We start from the raw sequence: 26,480 nt of genomic DNA, 5'->3' as shown, positions 1-26,480 counted from the left end.
GCCATTTCGGCGATAACGCCGAAACGATTGCCGCCGTTTCTGGCCCAATCCAATATAATACTAAAGTATAAGTGATTTTTTCAGGCACACTGGCTGGGCATTCTGGACAGTCCGGGCCTCTATGCTTTCTCTTCGCAGCTATCGTGCACTCATCTGGTCCGGCCTGACGCTGGCAGCCTCGATCGGGATCGGCTACTGGGCCTATCTGTTCTATGCGGGGGAACGGCTGCTGGAAGGCGCCCTCGCCGCCGGCAGCGCCGAAATGCAGCGCACGGCCGCCACCACCGCCGACCGCTTTTCCTCGGCCGTGCGCGAGGTCGATTTCGTCCTCCTCGACATGCGGAACGACCTCTCCCTGCCGGAAAAGACGGCGGCGGCCCAGGCGGAGCAGAGCCGGGCCCTGTTTGGCGGCGACATCGATTTCGCCCTGTCCCGCTTCGGCCGCCAGGGCGAGCTGATCGACAGCAGCATCGCCGCCGCCCTGCCCCTGAATGTCGCCGACCGGGACTATTTCCGCTATTTCGCCGACGACCGGGGCCCGGATTCGCTGTTCATCTCGACCCAGCAGGTGGGCCGGCACACGGGCCGGCCGCGGATCTTCTTCGTGCGCCCGCTGTATGGCCCGGGCACATTCGACGGGGTTCTGCTGTGTTCCCTGGACCCGGCCTATCTGTCCGGGCGGCTGGCGCTGCTCGGTACCGGCGGCGCCGGGCGGATCGCCCTTCGCCACCGCTCAGACGGCAGCCTGATCGCCGGCAGCGCGGACGACGGTCCGACCGCGCTCGCCCCCGCGATCGCGGCCCCGGCAGCGGAAGACCGGGGCGCGCATATCTTCGGCGACGGGGCGGCGGCCCAACTCGTCGCCTGGCAGCAGGTACCCGGAACGCCGCTGGTGGTGACGGTCGGGCGCACGGTCGACGAGCTTCTGGCGCCGGCCCGCAGCGAAGTCAGCGACCACTTCGCGAAGAGCGCCCTGGCGACCGCGCTGCTCACCCTCCTGATCGCCGGCGGTTCCGCCCTGCTGCTGCGCGACATCAGGCTGCGGCGCCTGATCCAGCTCAGCGACGCGCGCTATGCCCGCCTGTTCGAAGCCATCCCCGACGGCCTGGTGCTGGTCGACCAGGGCGACGACATCGTGCTGTGGAACCAGTCCGCGCTCGACCTTCTCGGCGTCGATGCGACAGCGCTGAAGGAACGGCGGACGGTCCTTTTCGACGAGACCGGGCGCCCCCTGCCCCTTCATCTCTACCCGTCGATGCGGGCCAACCGGCAGGTGTCGGCGGTCGCCCTCCACAGCGTCAGGACATCCGGCGGGCATCTGCGCTGGCTGTCCTTCAATACCCGGCAATTGCCGGCGGCGGGCGATCTGCCGGGCGGTGCCGTCATCTCCTTCTCCGATGTCTCCCGCCTCGTCATGCTCGAAGACTCGCTGCAGATCTCGCAGTCGGTCTTCATGACCGCGGGCGAAGGCATCATGGTGACCGACCGCAACCGGCGGATCATCCGGGTCAATCCCGCCTTCACCGCCATCACCGGCTATTCGTCCGAGGAAGCCCTGGGCCGCTCGCCGCGCGAATTGCTGGGCTCGGGCACCCATGACAGCACCTTCTTCGACGCGATGCTGCAAGACCTCGCCCAGAAAGGCCATTGGGAGGGCGAGATCACCAATCGCCGGAAGGACGGGCAATTGTTCGTCGAATGGCTGAAGATCAACACGGTGCGGGATGCCGCCGGCAACCTCATCCGCTATGTCGCTTTGCTGTCGGACATCACCGCGCGCAAGATGCGCGACCAGGAAATCTGGCATCGCGCCAATTTCGACGCCCTCACCGGCCTGCCCAACCGGACCCTGGTGATGGACCGCCTGGGCCAGGCCCTGCCCCAGGCGGCGCGGCAGCGCGACCAGGTCGGCATCCTGTTCATCGATCTCGACAAGTTCAAGCCGGTGAACGACCTTCTCGGCCATCGGGCGGGGGACGAATTGCTGTGCCAGGTCGCGGCCCGGCTGGCTGCCGCGGTCCGGTCCGAGGATACGGTCGCGCGGATCGGCGGCGACGAATTCCTGGCCCTGATGCCCCTGATCGGCAGCATGGATCATCTGAAGGCGGCGGCGGAGCGGATCAGGGCCGCCCTGGCGGCCCCCTTCACCATCGGGTCGGATGTGGTCCATATCTCGGCCAGCATCGGTGTCGCCGCGGATGCCGGCGCCAACGCCAACCCGGGCAACCTGATCAAGAAAGCCGATGCCGCCATGTATCTGGCGAAGAGCCGGGGCGGCAACCAGATCGAAAGCCGCCTGTAGGCCAGGCCCGGGCCCGGCGTGCCGGGGGGTCGAACCCCGCCCGGCCGCCGGGGGCCGGGGCTCAGCGGGCGGTCAGGATGGTTTCCGACATGTTGAGGTTCATGTGGATCATCATGTCGAGCAGGCTGTCGTCCTGTTCCCGGCGCAGGGTGCGGGCCGCCTCGACCATGAAGCGGCTGGCCCGGTTGAAGAATTCCGTCGTCGTCGACGGCAGGTCGCCGCGGCGCGAGATGGCGCGGTTGGCGACGCTCTGCCAGCGCGCGGCATTGACGTCCAGCGCATCGGCCAATTGCACGACCGGCGTGCCCTTGCGGACATTGTCGAGCAGCACGGCGCATTCGAGGAAGGGATAGGCGGCGGCTTCGCGGGTGGAAAGCGCTTCGGCGGCGATCTGGGTCATGGGGGGGGTCTCCCTGTTCGCGATCAGTGGATTACTGGAAGAGCTGGAGCACGGCCTGCTCGTTCTGGCCGGCGAAGGACAAGGCTTTCAGGGCCAGCTGCTGGCGGGTCTGGAGGGCGACGAGATTGGCGCCTTCCTCGTTCAGGTCGGCCAGGGTCAGCTTGTCCGAACCTTCCGTCAGCGCGTTGATGTAGTTCTTCGAGAAATCGAGACGGGTGGTCAGCAGGGTGATGTTCGAGCCGATGCTGGCGGTGGTCGCACGGACGGCCGAAACCGCGGTATCGACCCGTGCCGTGATGCTGTCGAGGGTGGTGATCAGGCGCGACGCGGCGATCGCCGAGAAGCCGGCGGCCTGGGCGCCGGCCGAGTTCGCGGCCACCAGCAGACCAGCCAGGATCGCGCTGCCCGCGGCGCTCGCGGCGCCGCCGGCGGTAATCAGCGCGCCGGCGCGGAGATCACGGGCATCGACCGTCAGTTCCGAAGTGCTGATTTCGGAGAATTTCACCGTCAGCTTCTGGTCGCCGTCGTTGTTGATCAGGTTGGTGCCCTGATAGGTGGCGTCGCCCAGCAGCGAATTCAGCTGGCCCAACAGGTCGGTGAATTGCTTGGTCAGATCCGCCTTGGTGGCCGCATCGGCCGTCTTGGCCGAGATCGCGACGCCCTTCAGCTGCTTCAGGATCTTGTCCGCCGCCTCGGTCGCGCTCATCGCCGACTTCAGGGACGAGATGCCCTGGTCGATTTCCGCCTTGCGGTCGGTGAAGTCGGCGCTGCGGTCGGAAAGCGACTTCGACGCGAAGTAAGCCACCGCATCGTCCAGCGCGCTGGACACTTTGAGGCCGGTCGACAGCCGGTTCTGGGTGCGGTTGGCGAGATCCGTGGTGTTCTGGAGCGAGAGCAGATTGGCTCTCGACGTGGCGCTGAGGGCGATATCGGCCATGGGTTGGTCCTTTCTGGTCGGTGGCCGCCACGTTCTGTCGCGGCGGGTCGCTGGGGATGTTTCAAGCCCCGTGCCAACTGCCGAAAACGCTATAATTAATTGATTTTGTTGATATTTTTAGGTTGGCAGCACACCCGGGGCAGGCCCGCCGCCGGCCGGGCCCGGCAATTTCTGCCCCGGGGCCCAGCACTTCCTGCCCGGCACCGGCAGAATCCGCCGTGGAATTTCTTGACTCGCATTCACACCGATTTAAGATTTTCCACAGGTATTGCGAAGTTTTTGGGTGCATTCGCTGCCAGAATCAGCCTTTGTCGCCGGTCCGGCCGGGCGGGTTCCCTCCGTACCCTTGCGGTCCTTGCCATGTTCGCTGCCTCAGGTTCGCCCCTGCCGTCCTCTGCGCTGCCTGTCGCCGCGCCGGTGCCCGTGCGCGCCGAGCCGGCCGCGGGCCGCGGCGTCTCGTCCCAGACCGCCCAGGCGGTGAAACAGGCGAGCCCGATCCGCTTCAACCCGCATCTGACCTATGCCAACGACATCGACCGCGTCCTGGTGCAAGTCCGCGATGCCGAGGGCAAGGTGACGGTGCAATATCCGAGCGAGCAGGCGGTGCGAGAATACCGGCGCCAGATGGAAGCCGGCGGGACCGACGAAGCCGCCGCCAAACCCGCCGCCCCGCCGACGACGGACGGGACGGCCCCGGGCACCGCCCGGGGGCAGGAAGCCCCCGCCGCCGGCCAGGCGCCCACATCCAGCCAAGCATCCCCCTCCGGCCAGGTTTCCGCAGCCGCTCAGGGTCCGGTCGAGATCAGCGTCTGACCCGTCAGATGTAATTGACCAGCGAAGTCTGCGACAGCGAGGCGGTGATCTTGTAGGTCGCCTCGAGCTGGGTTTTCACCTGGGACAGTTTCACGCCCGCTTCCGCCGTGTCGACGTTGACGATTTTACCCTGTTCGTCGACGAAGAGGTTGATCGCCGCCTTATTGGCCTTGGCGCTGTCGGTGATCGAGGCGAGATCCATGGCGATTTCGCTGCTCATCTGCTTGATGCCGCTGCGGGCCTCGGTCAATTGGGACAGGGCCTCGGTCCGGAAGCCGGCGAAGGCGGTTTCCGCCGCCGCCGTCGAGCCGGCCGCGGCGGCGGCGTTCAGCCCGCTCTTGACCAGGCGCAGCGCATTGATCAATTCCTGGATCGCCGGCGCCGAGGCCACCTGACCGTATTCAACGCTCTTGCCCGCCTCGGGCGAGAAGCCGGCCTCGACCCAGGCATTGGCGTCGCTGCCGGGGGCGGCGGCGTAATAGTCGGGCAGGGCCGGGTCGGCGACCGGGGTGAAGGCGGCGGGCGCGGCCAGATCCGGCAGGGCCGTGAGGTCGCCCACCGGCTGGCTGGCATAATTGCCGCCGGCCCAGAGATAGCGGCCGTCGACCCGGTCGTTCAGCAGGGCATTGAGGTCGCGCAGCGTATTGTCGATCAGCGTGCCGAGCTGGACCTGGGTCGCGCCCGAATAGCTGTCGACCCCGGACAGGGCGCTGGCCACGGTCTTCGCCAGCGTGTCCATGCGCTCGACCTGCTGGCTGTAGAGCTTCAGGCGCGGGGTGACGATGTCGATGCCCTTGTTATAGGCCTCGAGACGCTGGACCTCCTTGTCGCCGTTCAGCAGGCGCTGGGCGTCGACGGCGCTGAAATCCGACAGGTCGTCCGACTTCACCCCGGTCGCGACCTGGCGGGACAGGCGGTCGAAATCGCTCTGGTTGCGCTGGATATTGGCGAGGGTCGTCAGCTGGCTGGCGTAGGTTGAAACCGAGAGCATGGCGATCACCCCATGATGGCGAAGAGGTCGTCGTAGAGCTTGTTCACCGCCTGGATGACCTTGGCCGAGGCGGCATAGGCATTCTGCAACACCTGAAGATTGGCGAGTTCGGCATCCATGTTGATGCCGACCGAGGAGGCGAAACGGGTTTCCGCCTCGCCCCGGGTCGCCTCGGACAATTTGGCCTTGGCGGCGACCGTCGCGACATCGGCGGTCAGCCCGGTGGTGATGGCGGCGGCCAGCCCGGCGTAATCCTTGCCGGCGACGGCAAGGCCGCCGACCGCAAGGCTGCGCCCGCCGGCGACGAGGGCGCGGCCGGCATCGTCGATCGCCGCCTGCTTCAGGCGGGCGCTGCCGTCGAGCAGGGCCGGATCGACCCCGAGCGTGCTGCCGGTCAGGGTGAAGAAGCCGCTGGCCAATTCCCCGGCCCCCGTCGCCGCGCCGTCATAGGCGGCGCCGAAAGTGCCCGGCCCCGTATCGGTGAACAGGGCGGCGAAGGTCGAGACCTGGGCCCGCAGTTCGGCGATCGTCGCCGTTCCCGCCTCGCTGCTGGTGCCGGCCTGGCGCAGCCCGAGCAGGCCGGCGAGTTCGCCCGAGCGGAAACTGGCGTTCAGGGACCTGGTATCGCCGGCCCTGGTGACATCGGCACCGTCATAGGCAAGCTGGACCGCGGTCTGGTCGACCAGGGTCAGGCCGCCGGTGGTGAAGACCGCCAGCCCGCCGTCCGAGCGGGCGATGGTCTTGACGTCGACGAGGCCGGAAAGCTGGCGGACGGCGGCGTCGCGCTGGTCCTCCAGTTCCAGGGTCGAGCCGGCGCTGTCCCGGCCCGCGGTGATCTGGGTGTTCAGGTCGTCGATCTTGCGGAGCAGGCCGTTGATCTCGTCGACCGCAGCCACGGTCGCGTCCTGGACCTGGCGGTCGACATCATCGAGCCCGGCCTGGATGCGGTTGATCGCCTCGGCGAGCGCGCTTGCCTTGGCGATGACGTCGGCCTCTGCGGCGGTGCTGTCGGGGGTGGCCTGGAACACGGTCCAGGCCGAGGCGAAATCCTCGACCGCGCTTGCCAGTGTCGCCGAACTGTCGGTGCCGCCGAACAGGGTCGAGAGCTTGGTCATATAGGTCGATTGCGCCGCGGTCTGCCCGGCAAGCGAGGTATAGGCGAGAAGATCGCGCGCCAGCGCCTCGTCCGTCGCCCGGGTGACGGCGGTGGTGAGGACGCCGGTCGCGGTCGCCGACGTCTGCTGGGATTTCCGCGTGTAATCGGGATTGGTGGCATTGGAGACATTGCCGCTCACCACCTGAATCGCCGACTGCCGGGCCAGCAGCCCGGTCAGCGCGATATTCATGGTTCCGTTCAGGCTCATGTGCCGTCCCCTCCGCCGCCGGACCCGCTTAACGCTTCACGTTCAGGATTTCCTGAAGCATTTCATCGACCGTGGTCAGCACCTTGGCATTGGCCGAATAGGCGCGCTGGGTGGTGATCAGGTCGGTGAATTCCTCGCCGACATCGACATTCGACGATTCGACCGCCGAGCCGACCAGCGAGCCGAGGCCGAATTCGCCCGCCTTGCCGACCAGGGCCGGGCCCGAGTAATTGGTCTCGGTGAAAGCCTGGCCATCCACCGTCTGCAGGTTCTGGGCGGCGCTGAAACGGGCCAGCGCCAGCTGGAAGGCGACCAGCTTCTCGCCGTTGTCGTAGTTCAGCGAGACATAGCCCTGGGCGTCCACGGTCAGATTCTTGAAGCCGCCCTTGGCATAGCCGTCGGCCGAAATATTCGAGAGATCGATGGACGTGCCCGAATATTGCGTCATCGCCCCGTCCGAGCCGATGGTGCCGAAATCGAGGGTCACGGTCTGCGCCGTCGCCCCGGGATAGGTGACGGCCGGCAGGGCGATGCCGGCGCTGCCCGCGGTCACGCCGTTGACATTCGAGATATGGCCGTTGCCGTCGAAGGTCACGGCATAGGGGCCGGCGGTCGCCGGCGTGCCGCCGGGCATCGCCACGTCCAGCTGCCAGGTGTTCGCCGCCGTCTTGGTCCAGGTCAGTTCCAGCGAATGTTCGGAACCGAGAGAATCGAAGATATCGACCGTGTTCACCGGCTGCGCGGTGGCCGGGACCGTCACCACCGCATCCGCCGGCAGGTCGGCGCGATAGGTGACGGTGGTGGTCGCCTCGGGCGGCAGGACCTGCTGCACGACCTGGATCTGGTCGAGCGAGCCGGTGGCAAGCCCGGTCACCGGATCGACGGTGAAGCCCTGGGCGTAATAGCCCGAGCCATTGACCAGATAGCCGTTCGGGTCGAGCTGGAAGTCGCCCGCCCGGGTGTAATAGGTCTGGTCGGAGAAGGTGACGGCGGCGCCGCTGATGTCGGTCGGCTTCGAGGTGACGAAGAAACCGTTGCCGCTGATCGCGAGATTGGTGGTGACCCCGGTGGTCGTGGTCGTGCCCGCCAGCGTGTTGCGGTAGATCGGCGAGGCAATGACCCCGCCCGACTGGTAATGGGTGCGGCTGGCCTCGGTCACCAGGGCTTCGAAATTGGTATCGACCTTGCGATAGCCGGTGGTGGTCGAATTGGCGATATTATTGGAAATCGCGCCCAGCGCCTGCGACTGGGCGTTGAGGCCCGACAGGGCGGTGCTGAAATAACCGACGAAGGACATGGCTTTCCCTTCCGATCCGATGTGGCCGGCGTGTCCGGCCACGGTTCGGAAAATTCCGGTGCAAGGCGCGGGCCAAACGGCCGGCCCCAGCGTTTCCGCGGCTTTCCGCCGGCCGGCGGCAAAAACCGGCGGCCGGGCAGGGCAAAATCTGCCGGCCGTGACCGGCATCACAGGCATAACGATGCAAATTCCGCCGGGCTGCGCTAAAGTGGCGGGATCAAGCGTTGAGGGGGACTAACTCATGCTGGCGCCTGCCACTTTCTTCAAACGCCGCCTGCCCGCCGCCCTGGCCATCGGGTTGCTGGTCGGCCCCGTACTCGGGGCCTGCACACCGGACTACAGCGCGCCCGGCGGTCAGATCGCGGCCAACGACCAATGCAGCAGCCAGCGCAGCCAGCTGACCTCGATCGGCGATTATTTCAATCAGGCCATGATCGAAGGCGCCATTGCCGGCGCCGCCCTCGGCGCGCTGACCGGCGCCCTGCTTTCGGGCGGCGACCTTGAGAGCACCCTGGCCGGGGCCGCCATCGGCGGTGTCGCGGGGGCGGCCACCGGCTATTACACCGCAAAGCAGGAAGCAAATTCCGATCGCACGGTTCTGGTCGGCGGCGTCTACAAGGACCTCTACAGCGAGAATCAGCAGATCGACCGCACCACCGCGGCCTTCCGCGCCGTCCGCGCCTGCCGCACCGCCGAGGCGAACGGCATCCGCGCCGACTACCGTGCCGGCCGCATCACCGCCGATCAGGCCCGCGCCAAGCTCGGCGACGTGAAGAGCAAGTTCGAATGGGAAGTGAAATACGCCGAAGAAGTCGGCGGCAAGATGAACGACCGCGGCGAGCAATATACCTATGCCGCGACCGAGATCTCGCATTTCGATTCCCGCACGCGGCCGCCGGAAACCCGGTCCGCCACCTCCTATCAGGTGACCGGGCCGATCAAGGAACTGGTCGCCTCGAAATCGACCCGGGTGCGTGAGCTGCCCTCGACCGACAGCCGCCAGATCGGCGGCCTGAAGGCCGGCGAGGTGGTCGAGGCGCGCGAAGTGACCGGCACCAACGGCAAGTGGATGCGCGTCCGCCTCGCCGACGGTACCCCGGGCTTCATTTCGGCCAGCCTGCTCGTCACCGCCGACAAATACCGCGGCGAGACCAAGTCGGTCGCCTCCCGCGCCGAGCCCCAGGCCGCCGCCCCGCCGCCGCAAAGCGCGGGCGGCGTGGTCCAGCTTGCCGAAACCAATCAGATCAAGCAGCGTGCTCTGCAGGATGATGTTTCGGAGTCGCGGACCATGCTGAGCAGCACGACCTTCGAGCTGGACCAGCCGATCACCTTCACCCCGGTGCGGCCGCTGCGCCCCTCGGCATGACCGGCGCGCGTTTCAGGTTCGGGCGTCTTTCGGCCGCGGCGGTTCTCGCCGCGGCCTTTGCCTTGGGCCTGCCCGCTGCCGATCCCGCCGGGGCCCAGCAGGCGCCGCGGGCGACCTCCAGCTTTGCCGTGGTGCCCCAGCCGGTGGTCGAGACCGGCATGCATGGCGCCGCGATCAATGCCATGGCCGTGGTCAAGGGCGACCAGCTGGCCACCGTTTCCGACGACAAGACCATCCGCCTGTGGTCGATCGCCAGCGGCCGCCTGAACGCCACCCTGCGCGTGCCGGTGGCGCCGGGGCCCGAAGGCGCGCTCCATGCCATCGCGGCGACCCCGTCCGGCAGTTTCATCGCCGTCGCCGGCAATACCGGCTTTTCCACCGACGGCACCGCCAGCATCTATTTCTTCAATGTCGAGAAACAGGCCTGGGCCGGGCGCGTCGCCCTGTCCGAGCCGCCGGCGGATACGATCAACGACCTCGCCTTCTCGCCCGACGCGAAACTCCTCGCCGTCGCCGTGAACGATGCCCGGGGCCTGCGCGTCGTCGACATGAAGGCGCAAAGGGCCAGCCTTGCCGATGCCGACTACAAGGACGTCATCACCCGGGTCGCCTTCGCCCCGGACGGGCGGCTGGCCGCCGCCTCCCTCGACGGCACGGTGCGGCTCTACAGCCCGGGGCTGGAGCGGATCGGCATCTATGCCGCACCCGAGGGGGTGAAACCCTTCGACGTCGCCTTCTCGCCCGACGGCAGCCGCCTCGCGGTCAGTTTCCTCAACGGCGATCAGGTCGCCGTGCTCGACGGCGCCACCTTGAAGCTCGAACGCTTCCTCCAGGGCGAGGCCGGCCGCAGCGGCCATCTCTCGACCGTGGCCTGGACCGCGGACGGCAAGGCCCTGGTCGGCGCCGGCACCTATGGCGATACCGCCGGCGACAAGCTGCTGCGCCGCTGGCCGCTGGACGGCAGCCCCGCCAGCGACATCACCGTCGCCCTCGACACGGTGCTCGGCCTCACCCCCCTGCCCTCCGGCGCCGTCGCCTTCGGGGCGGCCGATCCGTCCTGGGGGATCATCGATGCCGAGGGGCGCCTCGGCCTCAAGCTCGAACGCGCCACCGCCGATTTCCGCGACCAGGTGGACGGCAGTTTCGTCGTCGCGCCGGACGGCGCCACCGTGCGCTTCGGCCTCGGCCGGGGCGGCAACCGCGCCGTCGTCTATGACGTCATCTCGGGCGAACTGAAATCGGCGGACGGCCTGCCCAAGCCCCCGGCCCCGGCCAATCTCGCCCATCTCGCCGGCTGGCAGAACGGTACCGCCCCGACCATCGACGGCCAGCCCCTGGCGCTCCAGCCGAACGAGATTTCCCGCAGCGCGGCCCTGACCGCCTCGGCCCGCCGCCTTGCCCTCGGCACCGATTTCGGCCTGAAGTTCTACGAACGCGGCAAGCTGCTGTGGAAGGCCGACCTGCCGAGCCCGGTCTGGGCGGTCGCCATCGCGGAACAGGCGGGCTGGGTCGTCGCCGGTCTCGGCGACGGCACCATCCGCTGGTTCGACCTCGAGACCGGGCGCCAGGCGATCAGTTTCTTCCCCCATGCGGACGGCAAGCGCTGGGTCGCGACCACGGTCGAGGGCTTCTTCGACCATTCCCAGGACGGCGAGAAACTGTTCGGCTATGTCGTCAATCAGGTGAAGGACGGCAAACCACGCGGCGCCGAATGGGTCTCGGTCGACCAGGTCTATTCCGTCTTCTTCCGCCGCGATCTTCTCGTCGCCAAGCTGCGGCGCTCGGGCGAAAGCGAGATCGCCAGCACGGCGGCCAGGATCGGCGGCGTCGTCGCCGTCATGGACCGCGGCATGCCCCCCGGCATCACCATCACCGAGATCTGCGACGTGGTGCCCAACACGGCCGAGCAATGCCGCCCGGCCCCGGGCGACCGCGGCACGGCCGGCGACGCGATCGAAGTCGGCAGCGAACAGGTGCGCCTGAAGTTCAAGGCCACCGACCAGGGCGGCGGCATCGGCCGCGTCCTCGTCCGCCTCAACGGTGCGGTGGTCGAGGGCGGCGGTACCGCGCCGGCGGCGGCCAGCGGCGAAATCGCCGGCGAGCGGCTGGTCTCGCTCGGCCATGGCGCCAGCGAATTGCGCCTGTCCGCCTTCAACGGCGCCAATGAGATCGAGGTCGATCAGGCCCGCCAGCCGGTGGTGACCCTGACCGTACGCCGGGCCGAACCGCCGCCAGCGCCCCCCGCCGGGCCGGGCCCGGTGGCCCAGACGACGCCGGACACCCCGTCAGTCCCGGGCCCCCCCACGGGTCCGGGCAGCCCGCCGGCAACGGGCACGACCGGCCCCGCCCCGGGCGCCGGCACGACGGCGGCCCTGGGCGATCCGGCGGTCGAGGGCGGGCGGCTGCATGTCGTCGCCATCGGCGTCAACCGCTTCCGCTCGCCGGAAATCCCGCCGCTGGTCAATGCCGTCGCCGATGCCACCGGCATCGCCGAGGCGCTGGCCGGCCCCGCGACCGACGTCACCCTGCTGACCGACGAGAAGGCGACCCGGGACGCGATCCTGAAGGCGCTGGACGATCTCTCCGCCAAGGCGGGGGCGGACGATACCGCCATCGTCTTCCTGGCCGGGCACGGCGTGCCGGTCGAGGGGCGCTACTACTTCCTGCCCCACGATCTTTCGGTGAAAAGCCGGGACGGCATCAAGGAACAGGGCATCAACCAGGACGAGATCATCGCCGTCCTTTCCAAGCTGCGCGCCTGGCGCGCCGCCGTGGTGCTGGACACTTGTTTCGCCGGCCTGATCGCGGTCGAGGATTCGGTGATCCGCCAGACCGCCAACGATACCGTCGCACGCCAGCTGGTGCGGGCGTCGGGCCGCTTCATCCTGGCCGGTGCCGCCTCGAAGGAAGAGGCGCTGGACGGCATCAACGGCCACGGCGTCTTCACCAGTTCGCTGATCGACGGGCTGAAGGGCATGGCCGACACCAGCGTCCGCGGCAACAACGACAAGATCGTCGACATTTTCGAGATCGGCGAATTCACCAAGCAGCGGGTGCCGGAAATGGCCCGCCAGATCGGCAACGGCCACCGCCAGAGCCCGCGCTGGTTCTTCACCGGCTCCGACCTCTTCCCCCTCACCCGCCTCGGCACCGGGGGGTGAGGCGTCGCCGCTTTTCGCCATGGCCATCAAGACGACCCTCAGCCTCTCCGACCGCCACCGCCGTTTCCTGGCGGAAAGGGTGGCGCAGGGTGTCTATGCGACGGAGGACGACGCCGTCGCCGACGCGATCGAGCACATGATGCAGGACGAAGAGGCGATGGAGATCGCCCTCTCCGATCTTGCGGAAGAAATCCGCGCGCGGACGAAAACCGATCCCGCTGACTATATGGATCTCGATCAGGCCTTTGCCGCCGCGGGACTGGTCATCGCGGCAAAGCGTGACCGGTAACGGCCTGCCGGGCCTTCGAATGGTCCCTGCCGCCCCGACTCGGCAGCCCTTCTCAAGGCCGACGCGGCGTCAGATCGGTGACGCTTGATCGGGCCCGGTCCTGCCCCTAGTTTCCTTGTAACGACCGTTTAAAACAGGCAGGGGTTAGCCCGCGATGAAGTTCACCGGTACCGAGTCCTACGTCGCCACCGACGATCTGAAGGTGGCGGTCAATGCGGCCATCACCCTGCAGCGGCCCCTGCTGATCAAGGGCGAGCCGGGCACCGGCAAGACCGTGCTGGCCCAGGAAGTCGCCGGCGCCTTGGGCCGCGACCTGATCCAGTGGCACATCAAGTCGACCACCAAGGCCCAGCAGGGCCTTTACGAATATGACGCGGTCAGCCGGCTGCGCGACAGCCAGCTCGGCGACGACCGGGTGCACGATATTTCCAACTACATCGTCAAGGGCAAGCTGTGGGAGGCCTTCACCGCCAGCCCCGCCCCCATCCTGCTGATCGACGAGATCGACAAGGCCGATATCGAGTTCCCGAACGACCTGCTTCAGGAACTGGACCGCATGGAATTCTACGTCTACGAGACGCGGCAGACGGTGAAGGCGGCCGAGCGCCCGATCGTCATGATCACCTCGAACAACGAGAAGGAATTGCCGGACGCCTTCCTGCGCCGCTGCTTCTTCCACTACATCAAGTTCCCCGACCCGGACACCATGCGCCAGATCGTGGACGTGCATTACCCGGGCATCCAGCACGACCTGGTGCGCGAGGCCCTGACCGTGTTCTACGAGATCCGCGACGTGCCCGGGCTGAAGAAGAAGCCCTCGACCTCGGAACTGCTGGACTGGCTGAAGCTCCTGATGTCGGAGAGCCTGACCGCGGAACAGCTTCGCGAGCGCGACCCGAAGAAGCTGATCCCGCCGATGCATGGCGCGCTGCTGAAGAACGAGCAGGACGTCCATCTGTTCGAGCGGCTGGCCTTCCTCGCCCGCCGCCCCGACCGTCAGCCGCAGTAACCGCCGGACAGGGGGTGACCGATGTTCATCAATTTCTTCTACGAACTGAAGAACGCCAAGATCCCGGTCACCCTGAAGGAATACCTGACCCTTCTGGAAGCGATGCAGGCCGGGGTCGCCGACTACAGCGTGGATAATTTCTACTATCTGTCGCGCGCCGCCCTGGTGAAGGACGAGCGCAACCTCGACAAGTTCGACAAGGTCTTCGGCACCGTGTTCAAGGGGTTGGAGGCGGTCGGCGACGGCGTGACCGCGGAAATCCCCGAGGAATGGCTGCGGAAACTGGCCGAGAAGACCCTGACCGACGAGGAAAAGGCGCTGATCGAATCGCTCGGCGGTTTCGACAAGCTGATGGAAACCCTGAAGAAGCGCCTGGAGGAACAGAAGGAACGCCACCAGGGCGGCAACAAGTGGATCGGCACCGCCGGCACCTCGCCCTTCGGCGCCTATGGCTACAACCCGGAAGGCGTCCGCATCGGCCAGGACAAGAGCCGCAACAAGCGCGCGGTCAAGGTCTGGGACAAGCGCGAGTTCCAGAACCTGGACGATACGGTCGAACTCGGCACCCGCAACATCAAGGTCGCCCTGCGCCGCCTGCGGAAATTCGCCCGCGAGGGGGCGGAGGTCGAGTTGGACATGCCGGACACCATCCGCTCGACCGCCAACAATGCCGGCTGGCTGGACCTGAAGATGCGCCCCGAGCGCCGCAACAAGGTGAAGGTCCTGATCTTCTTCGACATCGGCGGCTCGATGGACAGCTATATCCGCCTGTGCGAGGAATTGTTCTCAGCGGCGCGCAGCGAGTTCAAGCACCTCGAATATTTCTACTTCCACAATTGCCTTTACGAGAAAGTGTGGAAGGACAACAAGCGCCGCCACACCGATACGCTGCCGACCTGGCAGGTGCTGCACACCTATCCCCACGACTACAAGGTGATCTTCGTCGGCGACGCCTCGATGAGCCCTTACGAGATCACCTATCCCGGCGGCTCGGTCGAGCATTGGAACGAGGAATCGGGCGAGATCTGGATGCGCCGGGTGCTGGACGTCTATCCCCATGCGGTCTGGCTCAATCCGACGCCGGAAAAGCATTGGAATCACACCTCCTCCATCGGGGTGATGCGCCAGGTGATGGAAAACCGTATGTTCCCGCTCACCCTCGGCGGACTCGACGCGGCTGCGCGCGAGCTGAACCGCTGAGGCGGGAGACTGGAATGTATCGATCCGCCATGTTCGCGGCGCTGGGCCTTGCGCTGCTCGCTTCCACCGGTCCGGCCTCGGCCGACCAGCGCGTCGAGGGCCGCTGGAGCCTGGACGTCGAGGCCACCGTCGCGGCCGCGAGGGAGAGCGGCGTCCCGCCCGAAGGCATCGCCCAGATGCAGCAGGAACTGGCGCCCATGGCCAAGGGCTTCTTCATGACCTTCAAGGGCAAGCGCCTCGAAGTGGTCGCCGGTCCCGACACCACCAATTGCGACTGGACCTGGGGCAAATACGATATCGTCCTGCCCAGCAAATGTCTGGACCAGACCGGCAAACCCAATGACCTCGACCCCGAGCGCGAGGCGATCGCCATGGTCGACGGCCGCCTGCACCTGCTGGACAAGCCGAGCAAGCTGTCGCTGATCCTGCAACGGCAGTGATCCCCGGCCGGCGGACAGCCGGCCGTTGCGCTTGACGACGGGATAGCACCGATCTGGGAACATCTGCTAAACTGTCCCTCTGTCCCGTCGGAGCCGTGAAGATGATTCCCCGCCTGCCCCTGATCCTGGCCCTGGGCCTTGCGGCCGCCGCCCCTGCCGGCGCGGCCGACGGCCCCGCGGGCCGCTATGCGCTCGACGTCGATGCGACCTATCAGAAGCTGGTCGCGGCCGGCAATGTCGACCCCAAGGCGCGCAGCCTGCTCGAACAGGCGAAGGCCCTGCTGGTCCTGGTGTTCCAGAACAGCACGGTTTCCTTCGTCAGCGGCGCCGCGCAGGGCAGCAAGGTCTCGGGCACCTGCAGCTGGCGCCTGGCGGGCACCGCCATCCAGCTCAGCCAGTGCCAGTCGGCGACCCCGGGCACGCCCTTCAACTTCACCGGCACCCTGTCGTTCGATGCCGCGGCCAATGCGGTCGCGGTCAGCGGGGCCAAGGCCAAGGCGCCGGTGATCTATCGTGCGGAATAGGGCCGCCCTGTTCCTGGCCGCCCTGCTGGTCCCCGCGGCGGCCGCTGCTGCCGAGGTCCAGGTCGAGGGGCGCTGGGTGCTGGATCCGGCCCTCAGCCTCGTCACCCTGACCGCGAACAATGCCGCCAGCCCGGCGGAGGCGGCCCAGGTGGTCGCCCTGTTCCGCGACGCGGAAATCCGCTTCAAGGGCGGGAACGCCCAGATCAGCGTCGGCCCCCTGCCCGTCACCTGCGGCTGGACCTGGGGCGAGGGCCGGGAAATCCGCCTGACCGCCTGCAAGGACAAGCGCCAGCAGCCGGCCCCGGCCGGGCCCGTGCGGCTTGAACTCGGCACCGACGGCGCCTTACGCTATGTCGAGGACGGCGGCTCGGCCCTGGCGTTCAAGCCCGCGCGCTGAACTGGCCTCGATCTTGCACGTTCACGCCGGTGGACAACAGGTAAGGACGAGCGGCTGCGACCATGGCCTATTCCATCGCCCTCGACGGCACGACCTGGCGTTTCCCCGACCTGCGCGACCTGATGGCCAAGGCCACGCCGCGCCGGTCGGGCGATGAACTGGCGGGCATCGCCGCCGAGAGCGCGGTGCACCGAATTGCGGCACAGATGGCGCTTGCCGATGCACCGCTTGCCGATTTCCTGAGCGCCACCTTCGTTCCCTACGAGACCGATGACGTCACCCGCCTGATCGTGGACGGCCACGACCCGGCGGCCTTCCGCCCGGTCGCCGCCATGACGGTGGGCGAATTCCGCGAATGGCTGCTGTCGCCCCTGGCGACGGCCGAGGCGCTGGCGGCGCTGCGCCCCGGGCTGACGCCGGAAATGGTCGCCGCCGTCTCCAAGCTGATGCGGGTGCAGGATCTGGTCCTGGTCGCGGCCAAGGTGCGGGTGGTCACCGCCTTCCGCAACACCATCGGCCTGCCCGGGCGCCTGGCCACCCGCCTGCAGCCGAACCACCCGACCGACGACAGCCGGGGCATCGCCGCCAGCCTGATCGACGGCCTGCTGCTCGGCGCCGGCGATGCCGTCCTCGGCGTCAACCCGGCGACGGACGGGGTGCAGGATTATATCCGCGTCGTCACCCTGCTGGACGATATCCGCACCCGCCTGAAGGTGCCGACCCAGACCTGCTGCCTCGGCCATGTCACCACCGCGATCAAGGCGATCGAACAGGGCGCGCCGGTCGATCTCGTGTTCCAGTCGATCGCCGGCAGCGAGGGGGCCAATGCCGGTTTCGGCGTTTCCCTCGCCCTTCTGGCGGAGGCGCGGGATGCCGCCCTCTCGCTCGGCCGGGGCACGGCCGGGCGCAATGTCATGTATTTCGAGACCGGCCAGGGCGCGGCGCTGTCGGCCAATGCCCATCACGATGTCGACCAGCAGACGATGGAGGCGCGGGCCTATGCGGTGGCGCGGCGCTTCGAGCCCCTGCTGGTCAATACGGTGGTCGGCTTCATCGGGCCCGAATATCTCTACAACGGCAAGGAGATCACCCGCGCCGGGCTGGAGGATCACTTCTGCGGCAAGCTGCTGGGCCTGCCGATGGGGGTGGACGTCTGCTACACCAACCATTGCGACGCCGATCAGGACGACATGGATGCCCTGTTCCTGCTGCTGGCCAATGCCGGGGTGAATTTCGTCATCACCGTGCCCGGCGCCGACGACGTGATGCTGAACTACCAGAGCCTGTCCTATCACGATGCCCTGGGCGCGCGGGAAATCACCGGCCGCCGGCGCGCCCCGGAATTCGAAGCCTGGCTGGCCGAGGTCGGCCTCGGCGACGGCGCCGGCCGGCTTTATCCCGGGGCCGAGCCGCTGGCCATGCGCCCGGCGCTGGCCGCCCTGGCCCACCGGCTGGATGCCGCGGAATGAGCGACGGCGACGACGGCGCCCTGATCCCCGCCCCCGCCAGCCTGGCGGACCTGCGGCGCCATACCGCCGCCCGGGTGGCGCTGGGCCGGGCCGGCAATGCCCTGCCGACCGCGGCCCACCTGCAATTCACCCTGGACCATGCCAAGGCCAGGGATGCGGTCTGGTCGGCGATCGACGGCACCCGCCTGATCGAGGCCCTGCGGGCCCGGGGCCTGAAGGCCGCAGGCACGGCCAGCCGGGCGGGCGATCGCGCCACCTATGTCCGCCGCCCGGACCTCGGCCGGCAATTGCCGGCGGAAACCGCGGCCGGCCTTCGGACCAGCCTGGGGCCGGCGCGCATCGTCCTCGTCATCGCGGACGGCCTGTCGGCGGCGGCGGTCGAGGCCAATGCCCTGGCCCTGGTCGATGCCCTGGCCCCCCGCCTCGCCGCCGAGGGGCATGGGATCGACGCGGCCGTTGTGGTCGAACAGGGCCGGGTCGCCATCGGCGATCCGATCGGCGCCGCCCTCGGGGCCGATCTGGTGATCATGCTGATCGGCGAGCGGCCGGGGCTTTCGGCGGCCGATTCGCTCGGCTGCTACCTGACGTTCCGGCCGGTGGCGGGGATGCCGGATTCAGGCCGCAACTGCGTCTCCAACATCCGGCCCGAGGGCCTGCCGCCGGCGAACGCCGCCTTCAAGATCGCCTGGCTGGCCCGCGAGGCCCTGCGCCGCGAACTGACCGGCATCGACCTGAAGGAAGAATCGGCGGCGGAACTCGCTGCGCGCCCCGCCGCCGCCCTGATCGAGGGGGCATAGGCCGGTCAGGATCCGGCCTTGGGCGGAATTGCCGCCGGCGCCGGAACCTTGGCCGGGACGAGAGGCGGGGGCGAAGCCACCAGACGGTCGAGATAGGCCCTGATATTCGCCTTCACCGCCCGGTTGATCGATTCCATCGCCCGGGTCACCCCGACGAAATCATAGTCCATAGGCACGGTCCCGGTGTTGGCCGCGACATAAGTGTCAATCACGGCCCCCGTCGCCCGGTCGATCAGGTCGTAGCGGGCGGCGACATCCGTCGACATGTCAAAGCCCATGCTCGGAATATCGAATTGCAGGATGGTCACGGTCAGGGACAATTTGGTCGCGGCATCGTCGTTGAACAGGGCAAGACGGCTCGCGGCGTCATTGATCGCCGACTGCCACAGCGACGGTACCTGCGCATCGAGAAAATCGATGCTGCCCTGCTTCTCGCCTTCCCCTGCCGGGGTGACCGAAACCGACTTCAATTCGGCATCGAACCGGGTCGCCACCGCCGGCAGTTCCGTCACCGTGAAGTTGAGCGGCGGCGTGGCATGACAGGCTGCGAGGAAAGCGGCCGCCAGAATCACGAACACAAGGCGCATCATTTTTTATAATTCCCCTTATGATTGCTTTCAGGGGATTGTTCCTCCGATCGGGCCGAGAGGAAACCAAAAAATGCGCCCGGGGCCGGGCGGCGGGCGCCGCCCGAAAATACGCCGGGGGCCGGGCGGCGATCACCGCCCGGCCGGCAGCGTCAGCGCGCGGTCCAGCCGCCGTCGATCGAGATCGAGGTGCCGGTGATCGACAGGGCATTGTCGCCGGACAGGAAGACGGCCAGGGCGGCGATTTCCTCGACCTCGACGAAGCGCTTGTTCGGCTGGGAGGCGAGGATGATGTCGCGCACCACATTCTCGACCGGCATGTTGTTCACCTTGGCCTGATCGGCGATCTGGGCCTCGACCAGGGGGGTGCGGACGAAGCCCGGACAGATGGCGTTGCAGGTGATCTTATGCTCCGCGACCTCGAGGGCGACGGTCTTGGTCATGCCGACGACGCCGTGCTTGGCCGAGACATAGGCCGACTTGAAGGGCGAGGCGACAAGGCCGTGGGCCGAGGCGACATTGATGATGCGGCCCCAGTTCCGCTTCTTCATGCCCGGCAGGGCGGCGCGGATGGCATGGAAGTTCGAGACCATGTTGATGGCGACGATCTGGTCGAACTTGGCGATCGGGAATTCGTCGATCGGGCTGACCAACTGGATGCCGGCATTGTTCACCAGGATGTCGACCGCGCCGAAGGCTTCCTCGGCGGTGGCGACCATGCCCGCGATCTCTTCGGGCTTGCTCATGTCGGCGGCGGAATAGATCGCCTTGACGCCGAAATCGGCTTCGAGGCCGGCGCGTTCCTTCTCGATATCCTCGGGCTTGCCGAAGCCGTTGATCACCACATTGGCGCCGGCCGCCGCCAGCCCGCGCGCGATGCCGAGACCGATACCGCTGGTCGAACCGGTGACGATGGCGCTACGCCCTTTCAACATGACAAGTCTCCTTGGTCTGTGCCGCGGCACAGCATGAACCGGCCCCGCGACAGTTTCGAGACCTAATCCGCGAATACGAGGGCCAGCAATTGGTCGAGGGCATCCGCTTCCGCGACGTCGAGGGCGATGTCCAGGACCTCTACCCACACGCGTTCGCCGGGGCCGAGGCGCGCCCCATCCTTGGCCGTGGTGACCGGCAGGGCGTCCAGCGCCGCCGCCTCGCGCCGCAGGGCGGCAATTTCGGCGGCGGTGAAGGCGTGATGGTCGGGAAAGGCGCGGGTCGCCGCCAGCACGGCACCGCAGGCGGCCAGCGTGTCGAAGAATTTGCCCGGCCGGCCGATACCGGCGAAGGCCAGCACCCGGCGGCCGGCGAAACGCGCCCCGCCGAGGGGGCGGATCGCGGCCCGGAACAGGGGCAGGGCGCCGGCCGGCGGCAGGGGCGCCGTCGCCGCGCCGATCACGACCACGGCATCGGCGCGGGCACGGGCGTCCGGCCAATCCTCGCGCAAGGGGCCGGCCGGAATCACCCGGCCGTTGCCGAGCCCGGCGCCGCCGTCGACGACGAGAAAGGACAGGCGCTTCTCCAGCGCCGGGTTCTGGAAACCGTCGTCCATAACGATGACGTCGGCCCCGGCGGCGGCGATCGCCCGCGCCCCGGCGATACGATCGCGCGCGACCCAGGCGGGCGCGACGGCGGCCAGCAGCAGGGGTTCGTCCCCAACCGCAGAGGCGCCCTGACCGCCGACCCGGACCACGCCCCGCGCCGTGCCGCCGTGACCGCGGGAGAGGAAATGCGGCCGGTGCCCGGCGGCGATCAGGCGGCGCGCGACCTCGATCGCGAAGGGGGTCTTGCCGGTGCCGCCCGCGGTCGCATTGCCGATGCAGATGACGGGAATGCCGGGGTCGAAGCCGGCCCCGCCCCGGGCCAGCCGGCGCCGGGCTACATGGCGCCAGAGCGCCGACAGGGGCGACAGCAGGCGCGCCCGCCAGCCGCCGTCCCCCGGCCCGGCCCAGAAATCAGGGGCGCGCATGATCGCCCGGCAGCAGGGCGAGCACGGCCCCCGCGACCCGGGTCACCACGCCCTCGCCCGCCGTCGCCACGGTGCGCGCCGCCTCGCCCAGGCGGGCGACCTCGTCCGGGGCCGCCAGCAGGCGCAGCAGGGTCGCGGTCAGCGCCGTATCGTCGCCGGTTTCGGTGACCGCATGGGCCTGGCGCAGGCCGGCCATGACTTCGGTGAAATTGCCCATATGGGGCCCGGTGACCACGGCGCAGCCGAGGCGTGCCGGCTCCAGCGGGTTCTGGCCGCCGTGGGGCACCAGGCTGCCGCCCATGACGACCAGGGGCGACAGGCGGCAGAAGACGCCAAGCTCGCCCAGCGTGTCGGCGACATAGACCATGGTCCCGGCGCCGACCCCCTCGCCCGCCTGGCGGCGCGCGACCGCGAGGCCGGCGGCGCGGATCTCGGCCGCCACCTCCTCGCCCCGCTCGGGATGGCGGGGCACGATCAGGGTGATCAGGTCGGGGATGTGATCGGCGATCCGCTTGTGGATGGCGGCCAGCCGCCCCTCCTCCCCCTTGTGGGTCGAGACGGCGAGGAAGCGGGGGCGCTCGCCCAGTTGCGCCGCCAGTTGCGCGGTGACCGCCGGATCCGCCGGCAGCGCCGGGGCATCGAGCTTCAGATTGCCGAGCAGGCGGATGTCGCCGGCACCGAGGTCGGCGAAATGCCCGCCGTCGCCGGCCGATTGGGCGGCGACGAAGCGGAAGCCGCGCAGCATGGCGCGGATCAGGCGCGGGCGCTTGCGCCAGCCCTCGAAACTCGCCGCCGACATGCGGCCGTTGACCAGGGCCATGGGAATGCCGCGCTTCGCCGTGTCGAGGACGAGATTGGGCCACAGCTCGCTCTCGATCCAGACCGCGGCATCGGGCCGCCAATGGTCGAGGAAACGGCGCACCGCCAGGGGATGGTCGACCGGCACGAACTGGTGAAAGGCGCCCTGGGGCAGCCGGGTCGCCATCATGGCGGCGGAAGTGACGGTGCCCGTGGTCAGCAACACGGAAAGGCCGGGCCGGGCGGCCAGCAGCGCCCGGATCAGGCCGAGCACGGATTGCGCCTCGCCGACGCTGGCGCCGTGCAGCCAGACCAGCGGCCCGGGCGGGCGCGGCCGGCCGGCGAAGCCCAGCCGCTCGCCGAGGCGGGCCGCATCCTCCTTGCCGCGCCGGCGCCGGCGTTCGAGCAGGGGGCGGACCAGCGGCGTCGCCGCCCAGGTCAGCAGGCGATAGAGCGCCGGGGTCATCGATGGGCCTTGGCCGAGCCGGGATCCGCCGGCTCGACGGGGGCGCGGCCCATGCGGCGGTCGGCCTCGCGGGTGAGGTCGTTCAGCGCCGCTTCGAGGCGCAGGCGCCAGTCCTCCATCCCCTCGGCATCGAGGTCGGGGGGCACATGCAGCGGCTCGCCCACCAGATAGAGACCGCGATTGAACGGCGTCGCCAGCAGGAAACGGTCCCAGGAGCGCAGCAGCGGCCCGCGCCGGACCGAGAAGGTGGCCGGGAACAGCGGCACGCCCCCGGCCGAGGCGGCGGCGATGGCGCCGACCTGGGCGCGCATGCGCGGCCCGCTGGGCCCGTCCGGGGTGAAGACGGCGGAGCCCCCGCCCTCGACCACCTGCAGCAATTCGCGCAGCGCCCCGACCCCGCGCTTGCGGCTGGAGCCGCGGACGGTGGAAAAGCCCAGGTTCTCGATCGTGCGGGCGATGAGTTCGCCGTCGGAATGGATCGAGATCAGCACGTTCAGCTGGCGCAGGTCGCGGCGGCGCATGCGCGCCATCATCATCAGCCGCCCGTGCCAGAAGGTCAGGACCATGGGCCGGTGCCCGCGCCAATGGTCGAGCAGGGCGCCGAGGCCCGGCCCCTCCTCGTCGAAGCGGCTGGTCAGGCGCACGAAACGGATATAGAGGCCGACCAGCAGGACCAGCAGCCCCTGGACGAACCCCGAGCGGGCGATCCGCTTCAGCAGCGGATTGGTCCGCCTATTCCGCTTCGGCCTGGGCATAGAGCCGTGCATAGAGACCGCCCTTCGCGATCAGTTCGTCGTGGCTGCCGCTTTCGGCGATGCGGCCGCCCTCGACCACATGGATGCAGTCGGCATCGACGATGGTGGACAGGCGGTGCGCGATCACCAGGGTGGTGCGGCCCTTCATCAGGCCCCGCAGCGTCGCCTGGATCGCCCGTTCCGATTCGGTGTCGAGGGCGGAGGTCGCCTCGTCCAGCAGCAGGATGGGGGCATCGCGCAGGAAGGCGCGGGCGATGCAGATGCGCTGGCGCTGCCCGCCCGACAGTTTCACCCCAGATTCGCCGACCACCGTGCCATAGCCCTGGGGCAGGCCGGCGATGAAATCGTGGGCGGCCGCGGCCCGCGCCGCCGCCTCCACCTCGGCCGGGGTGGCGCCCGGGCGGCCATAGGCGATGTTGGCGGCGATCGTATCGTCGAACAGGGTCGCTTCCTGGGCGACCAGGGCCATGGCGCGGCGCAGCGAGGCCAGGGTGGCCTCGCGGATATCCGTGCCGTCGATCAGGATACGCCCGGCACCCGGGTCGTAGAACCGGGGGATCAGGTTGACCGTGGTCGACTTGCCGCCGCCGGACGGGCCGACCAGGGCGACCGTCTTGCCCGCCGGCACGGTGAAGCTGACCCCCTTGAGGGCCGGCGTACCGTCGTTATAGGCGAAGCGGACGTCGTCGAAGCGGATCTCGCCCTTATCGAAGGCGATGTCGCGGGCGCCGGGGGCATCGGTCACCCGCGGCTCCACATCCTGCATGGCGAAGACCCGTTCCGCCGCCGCCAGGCCTTCCTGCCAGACATTGTTCAGGGCGGCGAGGCTGCGCAGGGGTTGATAGGCCATGATCATGGCGGCAAGGAAACTGGTGAAGGCGCCGAAGCTCATGTCCGTCGTCTGCGCCTGCGAGCCGCCGTAGAGGATGGCGGCGGCGATGGCGATGGCGCCGATGGCGTCGTTGATCGGCACGGTCGCCGCCTTGGTGCGCACGCCGCGCATCAGGTGGCCCAGCCGCCGCTCGACCGAGGCGCTGACCGTCGCCAGTTCGTCGGTCTCGCGGCCATAGGCCTTGATCAGGCGGGTGCCGTCGAAACGTTCGGTCAGGAGCGAGGACAGGGTCCCGGTCTCGGCCTGCGCCTTGGTCGAGACCTTGCGCGTCTTGCGGCCCATGCGGCGCATCACGAGGGTCGCGACCGGAAAGCCGACCGAGGCGACCAGGGCAAGCTGCCAGTTCTGGTAATACATGACGCCGACCAGCATCACGACCGAGACCGCATCGCGCAGGATGCCGACCACGCCCTTCGACACCGCCTCGGACAGGAGGCCGGCATCATAGAGGAAGGCGGACATCAGGCGGCCCGAATGAATGTCGTGAATCCAGGCGAGGTCGGCGCGCATGAAGCGGTCGAACAGGCGCAACTGGGTATCGGCCACGATGCGCTGGCCGACATAGGCCATCTGCACGCTCTGGATATAGTCGGCGACCGACTTGACGAGGGCGACGGCGACCACGGCCAGCGGCACGACCCAGAGCGCGGTCGGGTCCTTGTTGACGAAAATCTCGTCGATCGCGGGATCGAGCAGCCAGGCGAGTGCTGCGGTCATGCCGGCCACCAGCGCCATCATGAAGCCGGCCACCACCAGGCGCCCGGCATGGGGCCGGATCGCGCCCCGCAACAGGCGCCGCACGATCGAGGTCCGGGGGGCGGGCAAGGTCTCGGGCGTTTCAGTCGGGGCGGAAGCAGTGGTCAAATCGATACTCGTCCTGGCACGGTCGCGGCGATGGGCGTGGTGCGGCGGCCGGGACCCTAGCACGTCCGGCCCGGCACTCAAAACAGGCAGGTGGCACGGCTTGCCCCTGCCCTTCCCCGTCGCTATATGGTGTGGCGTCGCAGCGAGGAAAGCCGTTGTTCAAGCAATATACCCGGAAATACGGCGACAGGCTGCGCGCCGCCCGCGCGGACGGGCAAACCCCGTGGCGCCGCTGCCTTGCCTGGTTCGAGGCGCTGTTCGTCGATCACGGCGTGTTCCGCCTGCTGTTCTGGAACAAGCGGAAGGTCAGCGACCGCCTGTGGCGCGGCGCCCAGCCCCACCCCTGGCAGGTCCGGGCGCTGGGCCGGCAGGGCTTTCGCACCATCGTCAACCTGCGCGGTCCGCGCGACTGCGCCACCTATCTGTTCGAGAAGCAGGCCGCCGCCGAGGGCGGCATCCGCCTCGTCGATTTCGTCATGACCTCGCGCGAGCCGCCGTCCGCCGAACGGCTGCATGCCCTGAAGGATCTCTTCGCCTCGATCGACTACCCGGCCCTGATCCACTGCAAGTCCGGGGCCGACCGGGCGGGGATCACGGCCGCACTCTACCTCCTCGTCCACGAGGGGCGGCCGGCCGAGGAGGCGAAGCGCCAGCTGGCGCTGAAATACGGCCATATCGCGCAAGGCCGGACCGGCGTGCTGGACCATTTCCTCGATGCCTACATCAAGGCCCGCGATGCCGACGGCATCGATTTCTGGACCTGGGTCGACACGGCCTATGACCCCGTAGCACTCCGCGGCGAATTCCAGGCGGGCATGATCGGCAACCTGATCGTCGACCGCCTGCTGCGCCGGGAATAGGCGGATCGCTCAGGCGGGTTTCACCCTGACCTCGACCCGCCGGCACGACCTTGCGTGGCCGAGGCCGCGCTTCAGCGCCGGGAAGACCCGGGCGGTGGCGATCGCGATGGCCAGATCGGCCATGGCAGCCCGGCCCAGGCGGGCCTCCAGGGCCTGGCGCAATTCCTCCGCCTCGTCACCGCCGGCGGCGACGGCGGCGGCGAAACGATAGGTCAGGCTTTCGAGGTCGCCCATCGCCTCGGGCCGGCGGGCGACGGCGGCGCGCAGCAGGCCGGGGTCGACGCCGGCGGCCAGCGCCGCATCGACCGCGATCTGCACGCAGGGGCCGCAATCCTCGGTCTGGTCGGCCGCGATCCGGGAGAGATGCCAGAGGGCCGCGGGCGCATGGGCGCGATGCCCGGCCAGGGCCATGAACAGGCCGAACTTGCGGAATCCGGCCGGGCTGCTGTCGAGAATGTCGCGCAGCCAGTCGGCGGACTGGCCGAGCCGCCGCTCCGACCGGTCGATCAGGCGGGCATAGAGCCAGCGCAGCATGA

At 68.6% G+C, this 26,480-nt stretch carries 25 protein-coding genes; 13 read left to right on the top strand and 12 right to left on the bottom strand.

What is annotated here, in order from left to right; all coding sequences use genetic code 11:
• Positions 1-121 precede the first annotated feature (121 nt).
• Positions 122-2,302, top strand: coding sequence for a bifunctional diguanylate cyclase/phosphodiesterase (locus DKG75_RS14675; RefSeq protein ID WP_109921883.1), 2,181 nt, complete (start codon positions 122-124; stop codon positions 2,300-2,302).
• A 61-nt stretch (positions 2,303-2,363) separates the two neighbouring features.
• Here DKG75_RS14675 and DKG75_RS14670 read toward each other — a convergent pair whose 3' ends face one another.
• Complete coding sequence (locus tag DKG75_RS14670) at positions 2,364-2,702, bottom strand: hypothetical protein (RefSeq protein ID WP_109921882.1); 339 nt, start codon at positions 2,700-2,702, stop codon at positions 2,364-2,366.
• Positions 2,703-2,733: 31 nt separating this feature from the next.
• Positions 2,734-3,639: a flagellin N-terminal helical domain-containing protein gene (locus DKG75_RS14665; protein WP_109921881.1), complete on the bottom strand. Its 906-nt coding sequence runs from the start codon at positions 3,637-3,639 to the stop codon at positions 2,734-2,736.
• Positions 3,640-3,999: 360 nt separating this feature from the next.
• Between DKG75_RS14665 and DKG75_RS14660 the strand changes: the two genes are divergently transcribed.
• A complete protein-coding gene (locus tag DKG75_RS14660) occupies positions 4,000-4,452 on the top strand; it encodes a hypothetical protein (RefSeq protein WP_109921880.1) in 453 nt (150 codons plus the stop codon).
• A gap of 4 nt (positions 4,453-4,456) precedes the next feature.
• Here the strand turns inward: DKG75_RS14660 and DKG75_RS14655 are convergent, their stop codons facing one another.
• Genes DKG75_RS14655 through flgE form a run of 3 tightly spaced genes read right to left on the bottom strand, consistent with a single transcriptional unit; the run spans position 4,457 to position 8,104 of the window.
• On the bottom strand, positions 4,457-5,443 hold the full coding sequence (locus DKG75_RS14655) for a flagellin (protein WP_133637058.1): 987 nt from the start codon (positions 5,441-5,443) through the stop codon (positions 4,457-4,459).
• 5 nt (positions 5,444-5,448) lie between these two features.
• Complete coding sequence (gene flgK, locus DKG75_RS14650; protein ID WP_109921878.1) at positions 5,449-6,807, bottom strand: flagellar hook-associated protein FlgK; 1,359 nt, start codon at positions 6,805-6,807, stop codon at positions 5,449-5,451.
• 28 nt (positions 6,808-6,835) lie between these two features.
• Complete coding sequence (gene flgE, locus DKG75_RS14645; RefSeq protein ID WP_166646582.1) at positions 6,836-8,104, bottom strand: flagellar hook protein FlgE; 1,269 nt, start codon at positions 8,102-8,104, stop codon at positions 6,836-6,838.
• Positions 8,105-8,345: 241 nt separating this feature from the next.
• Between flgE and DKG75_RS14640 the strand changes: the two genes are divergently transcribed.
• The 10 genes from DKG75_RS14640 (at position 8,346) to eutC (ending at position 18,756) form a co-directional block, all read left to right on the top strand.
• Positions 8,346-9,470 (top strand): SH3 domain-containing protein, encoded by a 1,125-nt coding sequence (locus DKG75_RS14640; protein WP_109921876.1) that lies wholly within the window; start codon positions 8,346-8,348, stop codon positions 9,468-9,470.
• Positions 9,467-12,631 (top strand): caspase family protein, encoded by a 3,165-nt coding sequence (locus DKG75_RS14635; RefSeq protein ID WP_109921875.1) that lies wholly within the window; start codon positions 9,467-9,469, stop codon positions 12,629-12,631. Before DKG75_RS14640 ends, DKG75_RS14635 begins: the two co-directional genes overlap by 4 nt.
• Before the next feature lie 19 nt (positions 12,632-12,650).
• The gene (locus DKG75_RS14630) at positions 12,651-12,920 is read left to right on the top strand and encodes a hypothetical protein (RefSeq protein ID WP_109921874.1); all 270 of its coding nucleotides are present in this window, start codon (positions 12,651-12,653) and stop codon (positions 12,918-12,920) included.
• A gap of 154 nt (positions 12,921-13,074) precedes the next feature.
• Positions 13,075-13,929 (top strand): AAA family ATPase, encoded by an 855-nt coding sequence (locus DKG75_RS14625; protein WP_109921873.1) that lies wholly within the window; start codon positions 13,075-13,077, stop codon positions 13,927-13,929.
• A gap of 21 nt (positions 13,930-13,950) precedes the next feature.
• Positions 13,951-15,129 carry a vWA domain-containing protein gene (locus DKG75_RS14620; protein ID WP_109921872.1) on the top strand — a complete coding sequence of 393 codons (1,179 nt, stop codon included), beginning with the start codon at positions 13,951-13,953 and terminating at the stop codon, positions 15,127-15,129.
• Between the two features lie 14 nt (positions 15,130-15,143).
• Positions 15,144-15,569, top strand: a complete 426-nt coding sequence (locus DKG75_RS14615) for a hypothetical protein (protein ID WP_133637060.1) — start codon at positions 15,144-15,146, stop codon at positions 15,567-15,569.
• 101 nt (positions 15,570-15,670) lie between these two features.
• Entirely contained in the window at positions 15,671-16,093 is a 423-nt protein-coding gene (locus DKG75_RS14610; RefSeq protein WP_109921870.1) for a hypothetical protein, read from the top strand.
• On the top strand, positions 16,083-16,490 hold the full coding sequence (locus DKG75_RS14605) for a hypothetical protein (RefSeq protein WP_109921869.1): 408 nt from the start codon (positions 16,083-16,085) through the stop codon (positions 16,488-16,490). Before DKG75_RS14610 ends, DKG75_RS14605 begins: the two co-directional genes overlap by 11 nt.
• A 62-nt stretch (positions 16,491-16,552) precedes the next feature.
• On the top strand, positions 16,553-17,959 hold the full coding sequence (locus tag DKG75_RS14600) for an ethanolamine ammonia-lyase subunit EutB (RefSeq protein WP_109921868.1): 1,407 nt from the start codon (positions 16,553-16,555) through the stop codon (positions 17,957-17,959).
• A complete protein-coding gene (eutC, locus tag DKG75_RS14595) occupies positions 17,956-18,756 on the top strand; it encodes an ethanolamine ammonia-lyase subunit EutC (RefSeq protein ID WP_109921867.1) in 801 nt (266 codons plus the stop codon). Before DKG75_RS14600 ends, eutC begins: the two co-directional genes overlap by 4 nt.
• A 5-nt stretch (positions 18,757-18,761) precedes the next feature.
• Here eutC and DKG75_RS14590 read toward each other — a convergent pair whose 3' ends face one another.
• The 6 genes from DKG75_RS14590 to DKG75_RS14565 all read right to left on the bottom strand — a co-directional run bounded on the left by DKG75_RS14590 (position 18,762) and on the right by DKG75_RS14565 (position 25,084).
• Positions 18,762-19,346, bottom strand: coding sequence for a UDP-N-acetylglucosamine acyltransferase (locus tag DKG75_RS14590; protein ID WP_109921866.1), 585 nt, complete (start codon positions 19,344-19,346; stop codon positions 18,762-18,764).
• A gap of 149 nt (positions 19,347-19,495) precedes the next feature.
• Positions 19,496-20,278 carry a 3-hydroxybutyrate dehydrogenase gene (locus DKG75_RS14585; RefSeq protein WP_109921865.1) on the bottom strand — a complete coding sequence of 261 codons (783 nt, stop codon included), beginning with the start codon at positions 20,276-20,278 and terminating at the stop codon, positions 19,496-19,498.
• Positions 20,279-20,340: 62 nt separating this feature from the next.
• On the bottom strand, positions 20,341-21,309 hold the full coding sequence (gene lpxK, locus DKG75_RS14580) for a tetraacyldisaccharide 4'-kinase (protein WP_109921864.1): 969 nt from the start codon (positions 21,307-21,309) through the stop codon (positions 20,341-20,343).
• The gene (locus DKG75_RS14575; RefSeq protein WP_109921863.1) at positions 21,296-22,573 is read right to left on the bottom strand and encodes a 3-deoxy-D-manno-octulosonic acid transferase; all 1,278 of its coding nucleotides are present in this window, start codon (positions 22,571-22,573) and stop codon (positions 21,296-21,298) included. The genes lpxK and DKG75_RS14575 overlap by 14 nt, the downstream gene beginning before the upstream one ends.
• Entirely contained in the window at positions 22,570-23,328 is a 759-nt protein-coding gene (locus DKG75_RS14570) for a lysophospholipid acyltransferase family protein (RefSeq protein WP_166646583.1), read from the bottom strand. Before DKG75_RS14570 ends, DKG75_RS14575 begins: the two co-directional genes overlap by 4 nt.
• The gene (locus DKG75_RS14565; protein ID WP_243746604.1) at positions 23,306-25,084 is read right to left on the bottom strand and encodes an ABC transporter ATP-binding protein; all 1,779 of its coding nucleotides are present in this window, start codon (positions 25,082-25,084) and stop codon (positions 23,306-23,308) included. The genes DKG75_RS14570 and DKG75_RS14565 overlap by 23 nt, the downstream gene beginning before the upstream one ends.
• Before the next feature lie 155 nt (positions 25,085-25,239).
• Between DKG75_RS14565 and DKG75_RS14560 the strand changes: the two genes are divergently transcribed.
• The gene (locus DKG75_RS14560; RefSeq protein ID WP_166646584.1) at positions 25,240-25,944 is read left to right on the top strand and encodes a fused DSP-PTPase phosphatase/NAD kinase-like protein; all 705 of its coding nucleotides are present in this window, start codon (positions 25,240-25,242) and stop codon (positions 25,942-25,944) included.
• A gap of 9 nt (positions 25,945-25,953) precedes the next feature.
• Here the strand turns inward: DKG75_RS14560 and DKG75_RS14555 are convergent, their stop codons facing one another.
• Positions 25,954-26,478: a carboxymuconolactone decarboxylase family protein gene (locus DKG75_RS14555; protein ID WP_109921860.1), complete on the bottom strand. Its 525-nt coding sequence runs from the start codon at positions 26,476-26,478 to the stop codon at positions 25,954-25,956.
• Positions 26,479-26,480: the final 2 nt, after the last annotated feature.

The sequence above is a fragment of the Zavarzinia compransoris genome, assembly GCF_003173055.1.
Lineage (GTDB): Bacteria > Pseudomonadota > Alphaproteobacteria > Zavarziniales > Zavarziniaceae > Zavarzinia > Zavarzinia compransoris.
This window is presented reverse-complemented; position numbering and strand designations above follow the sequence as displayed.

What these genes read in the sequence shown, in the direction of transcription:
- DKG75_RS14590 (WP_109921866.1), bottom strand. Translation starts at nt 19,346, where the DNA reads ATGATGCGCCTTGTGTTCGTGATTCTGGCGGCCGCTTTCCTCGCAGCC.
- DKG75_RS14670 (WP_109921882.1), bottom strand. Translation starts at nt 2,702, where the DNA reads ATGACCCAGATCGCCGCCGAAGCGCTTTCCACCCGCGAAGCCGCCGCC.
- DKG75_RS14555 (WP_109921860.1), bottom strand. Translation starts at nt 26,478, where the DNA reads ATGCTGCGCTGGCTCTATGCCCGCCTGATCGACCGGTCGGAGCGGCGG.
- DKG75_RS14655 (WP_133637058.1), bottom strand. Translation starts at nt 5,443, where the DNA reads ATGCTCTCGGTTTCAACCTACGCCAGCCAGCTGACGACCCTCGCCAAT.
- DKG75_RS14600 (WP_109921868.1), top strand. Translation starts at nt 16,553, where the DNA reads ATGGCCTATTCCATCGCCCTCGACGGCACGACCTGGCGTTTCCCCGAC.
- eutC (WP_109921867.1), top strand. Translation starts at nt 17,956, where the DNA reads ATGAGCGACGGCGACGACGGCGCCCTGATCCCCGCCCCCGCCAGCCTG.
- DKG75_RS14610 (WP_109921870.1), top strand. Translation starts at nt 15,671, where the DNA reads ATGATTCCCCGCCTGCCCCTGATCCTGGCCCTGGGCCTTGCGGCCGCC.
- lpxK (WP_109921864.1), bottom strand. Translation starts at nt 21,309, where the DNA reads ATGCGCGCCCCTGATTTCTGGGCCGGGCCGGGGGACGGCGGCTGGCGG.
- DKG75_RS14635 (WP_109921875.1), top strand. Translation starts at nt 9,467, where the DNA reads ATGACCGGCGCGCGTTTCAGGTTCGGGCGTCTTTCGGCCGCGGCGGTT.
- DKG75_RS14585 (WP_109921865.1), bottom strand. Translation starts at nt 20,278, where the DNA reads ATGTTGAAAGGGCGTAGCGCCATCGTCACCGGTTCGACCAGCGGTATC.
- DKG75_RS14625 (WP_109921873.1), top strand. Translation starts at nt 13,075, where the DNA reads ATGAAGTTCACCGGTACCGAGTCCTACGTCGCCACCGACGATCTGAAG.
- DKG75_RS14630 (WP_109921874.1), top strand. Translation starts at nt 12,651, where the DNA reads ATGGCCATCAAGACGACCCTCAGCCTCTCCGACCGCCACCGCCGTTTC.
- DKG75_RS14640 (WP_109921876.1), top strand. Translation starts at nt 8,346, where the DNA reads ATGCTGGCGCCTGCCACTTTCTTCAAACGCCGCCTGCCCGCCGCCCTG.
- flgE (WP_166646582.1), bottom strand. Translation starts at nt 8,104, where the DNA reads ATGTCCTTCGTCGGTTATTTCAGCACCGCCCTGTCGGGCCTCAACGCC.
- DKG75_RS14675 (WP_109921883.1), top strand. Translation starts at nt 122, where the DNA reads ATGCTTTCTCTTCGCAGCTATCGTGCACTCATCTGGTCCGGCCTGACG.
- DKG75_RS14665 (WP_109921881.1), bottom strand. Translation starts at nt 3,639, where the DNA reads ATGGCCGATATCGCCCTCAGCGCCACGTCGAGAGCCAATCTGCTCTCG.
- flgK (WP_109921878.1), bottom strand. Translation starts at nt 6,807, where the DNA reads ATGAGCCTGAACGGAACCATGAATATCGCGCTGACCGGGCTGCTGGCC.
- DKG75_RS14575 (WP_109921863.1), bottom strand. Translation starts at nt 22,573, where the DNA reads ATGACCCCGGCGCTCTATCGCCTGCTGACCTGGGCGGCGACGCCGCTG.
- DKG75_RS14570 (WP_166646583.1), bottom strand. Translation starts at nt 23,328, where the DNA reads ATGCCCAGGCCGAAGCGGAATAGGCGGACCAATCCGCTGCTGAAGCGG.
- DKG75_RS14620 (WP_109921872.1), top strand. Translation starts at nt 13,951, where the DNA reads ATGTTCATCAATTTCTTCTACGAACTGAAGAACGCCAAGATCCCGGTC.
- DKG75_RS14615 (WP_133637060.1), top strand. Translation starts at nt 15,144, where the DNA reads ATGTATCGATCCGCCATGTTCGCGGCGCTGGGCCTTGCGCTGCTCGCT.
- DKG75_RS14660 (WP_109921880.1), top strand. Translation starts at nt 4,000, where the DNA reads ATGTTCGCTGCCTCAGGTTCGCCCCTGCCGTCCTCTGCGCTGCCTGTC.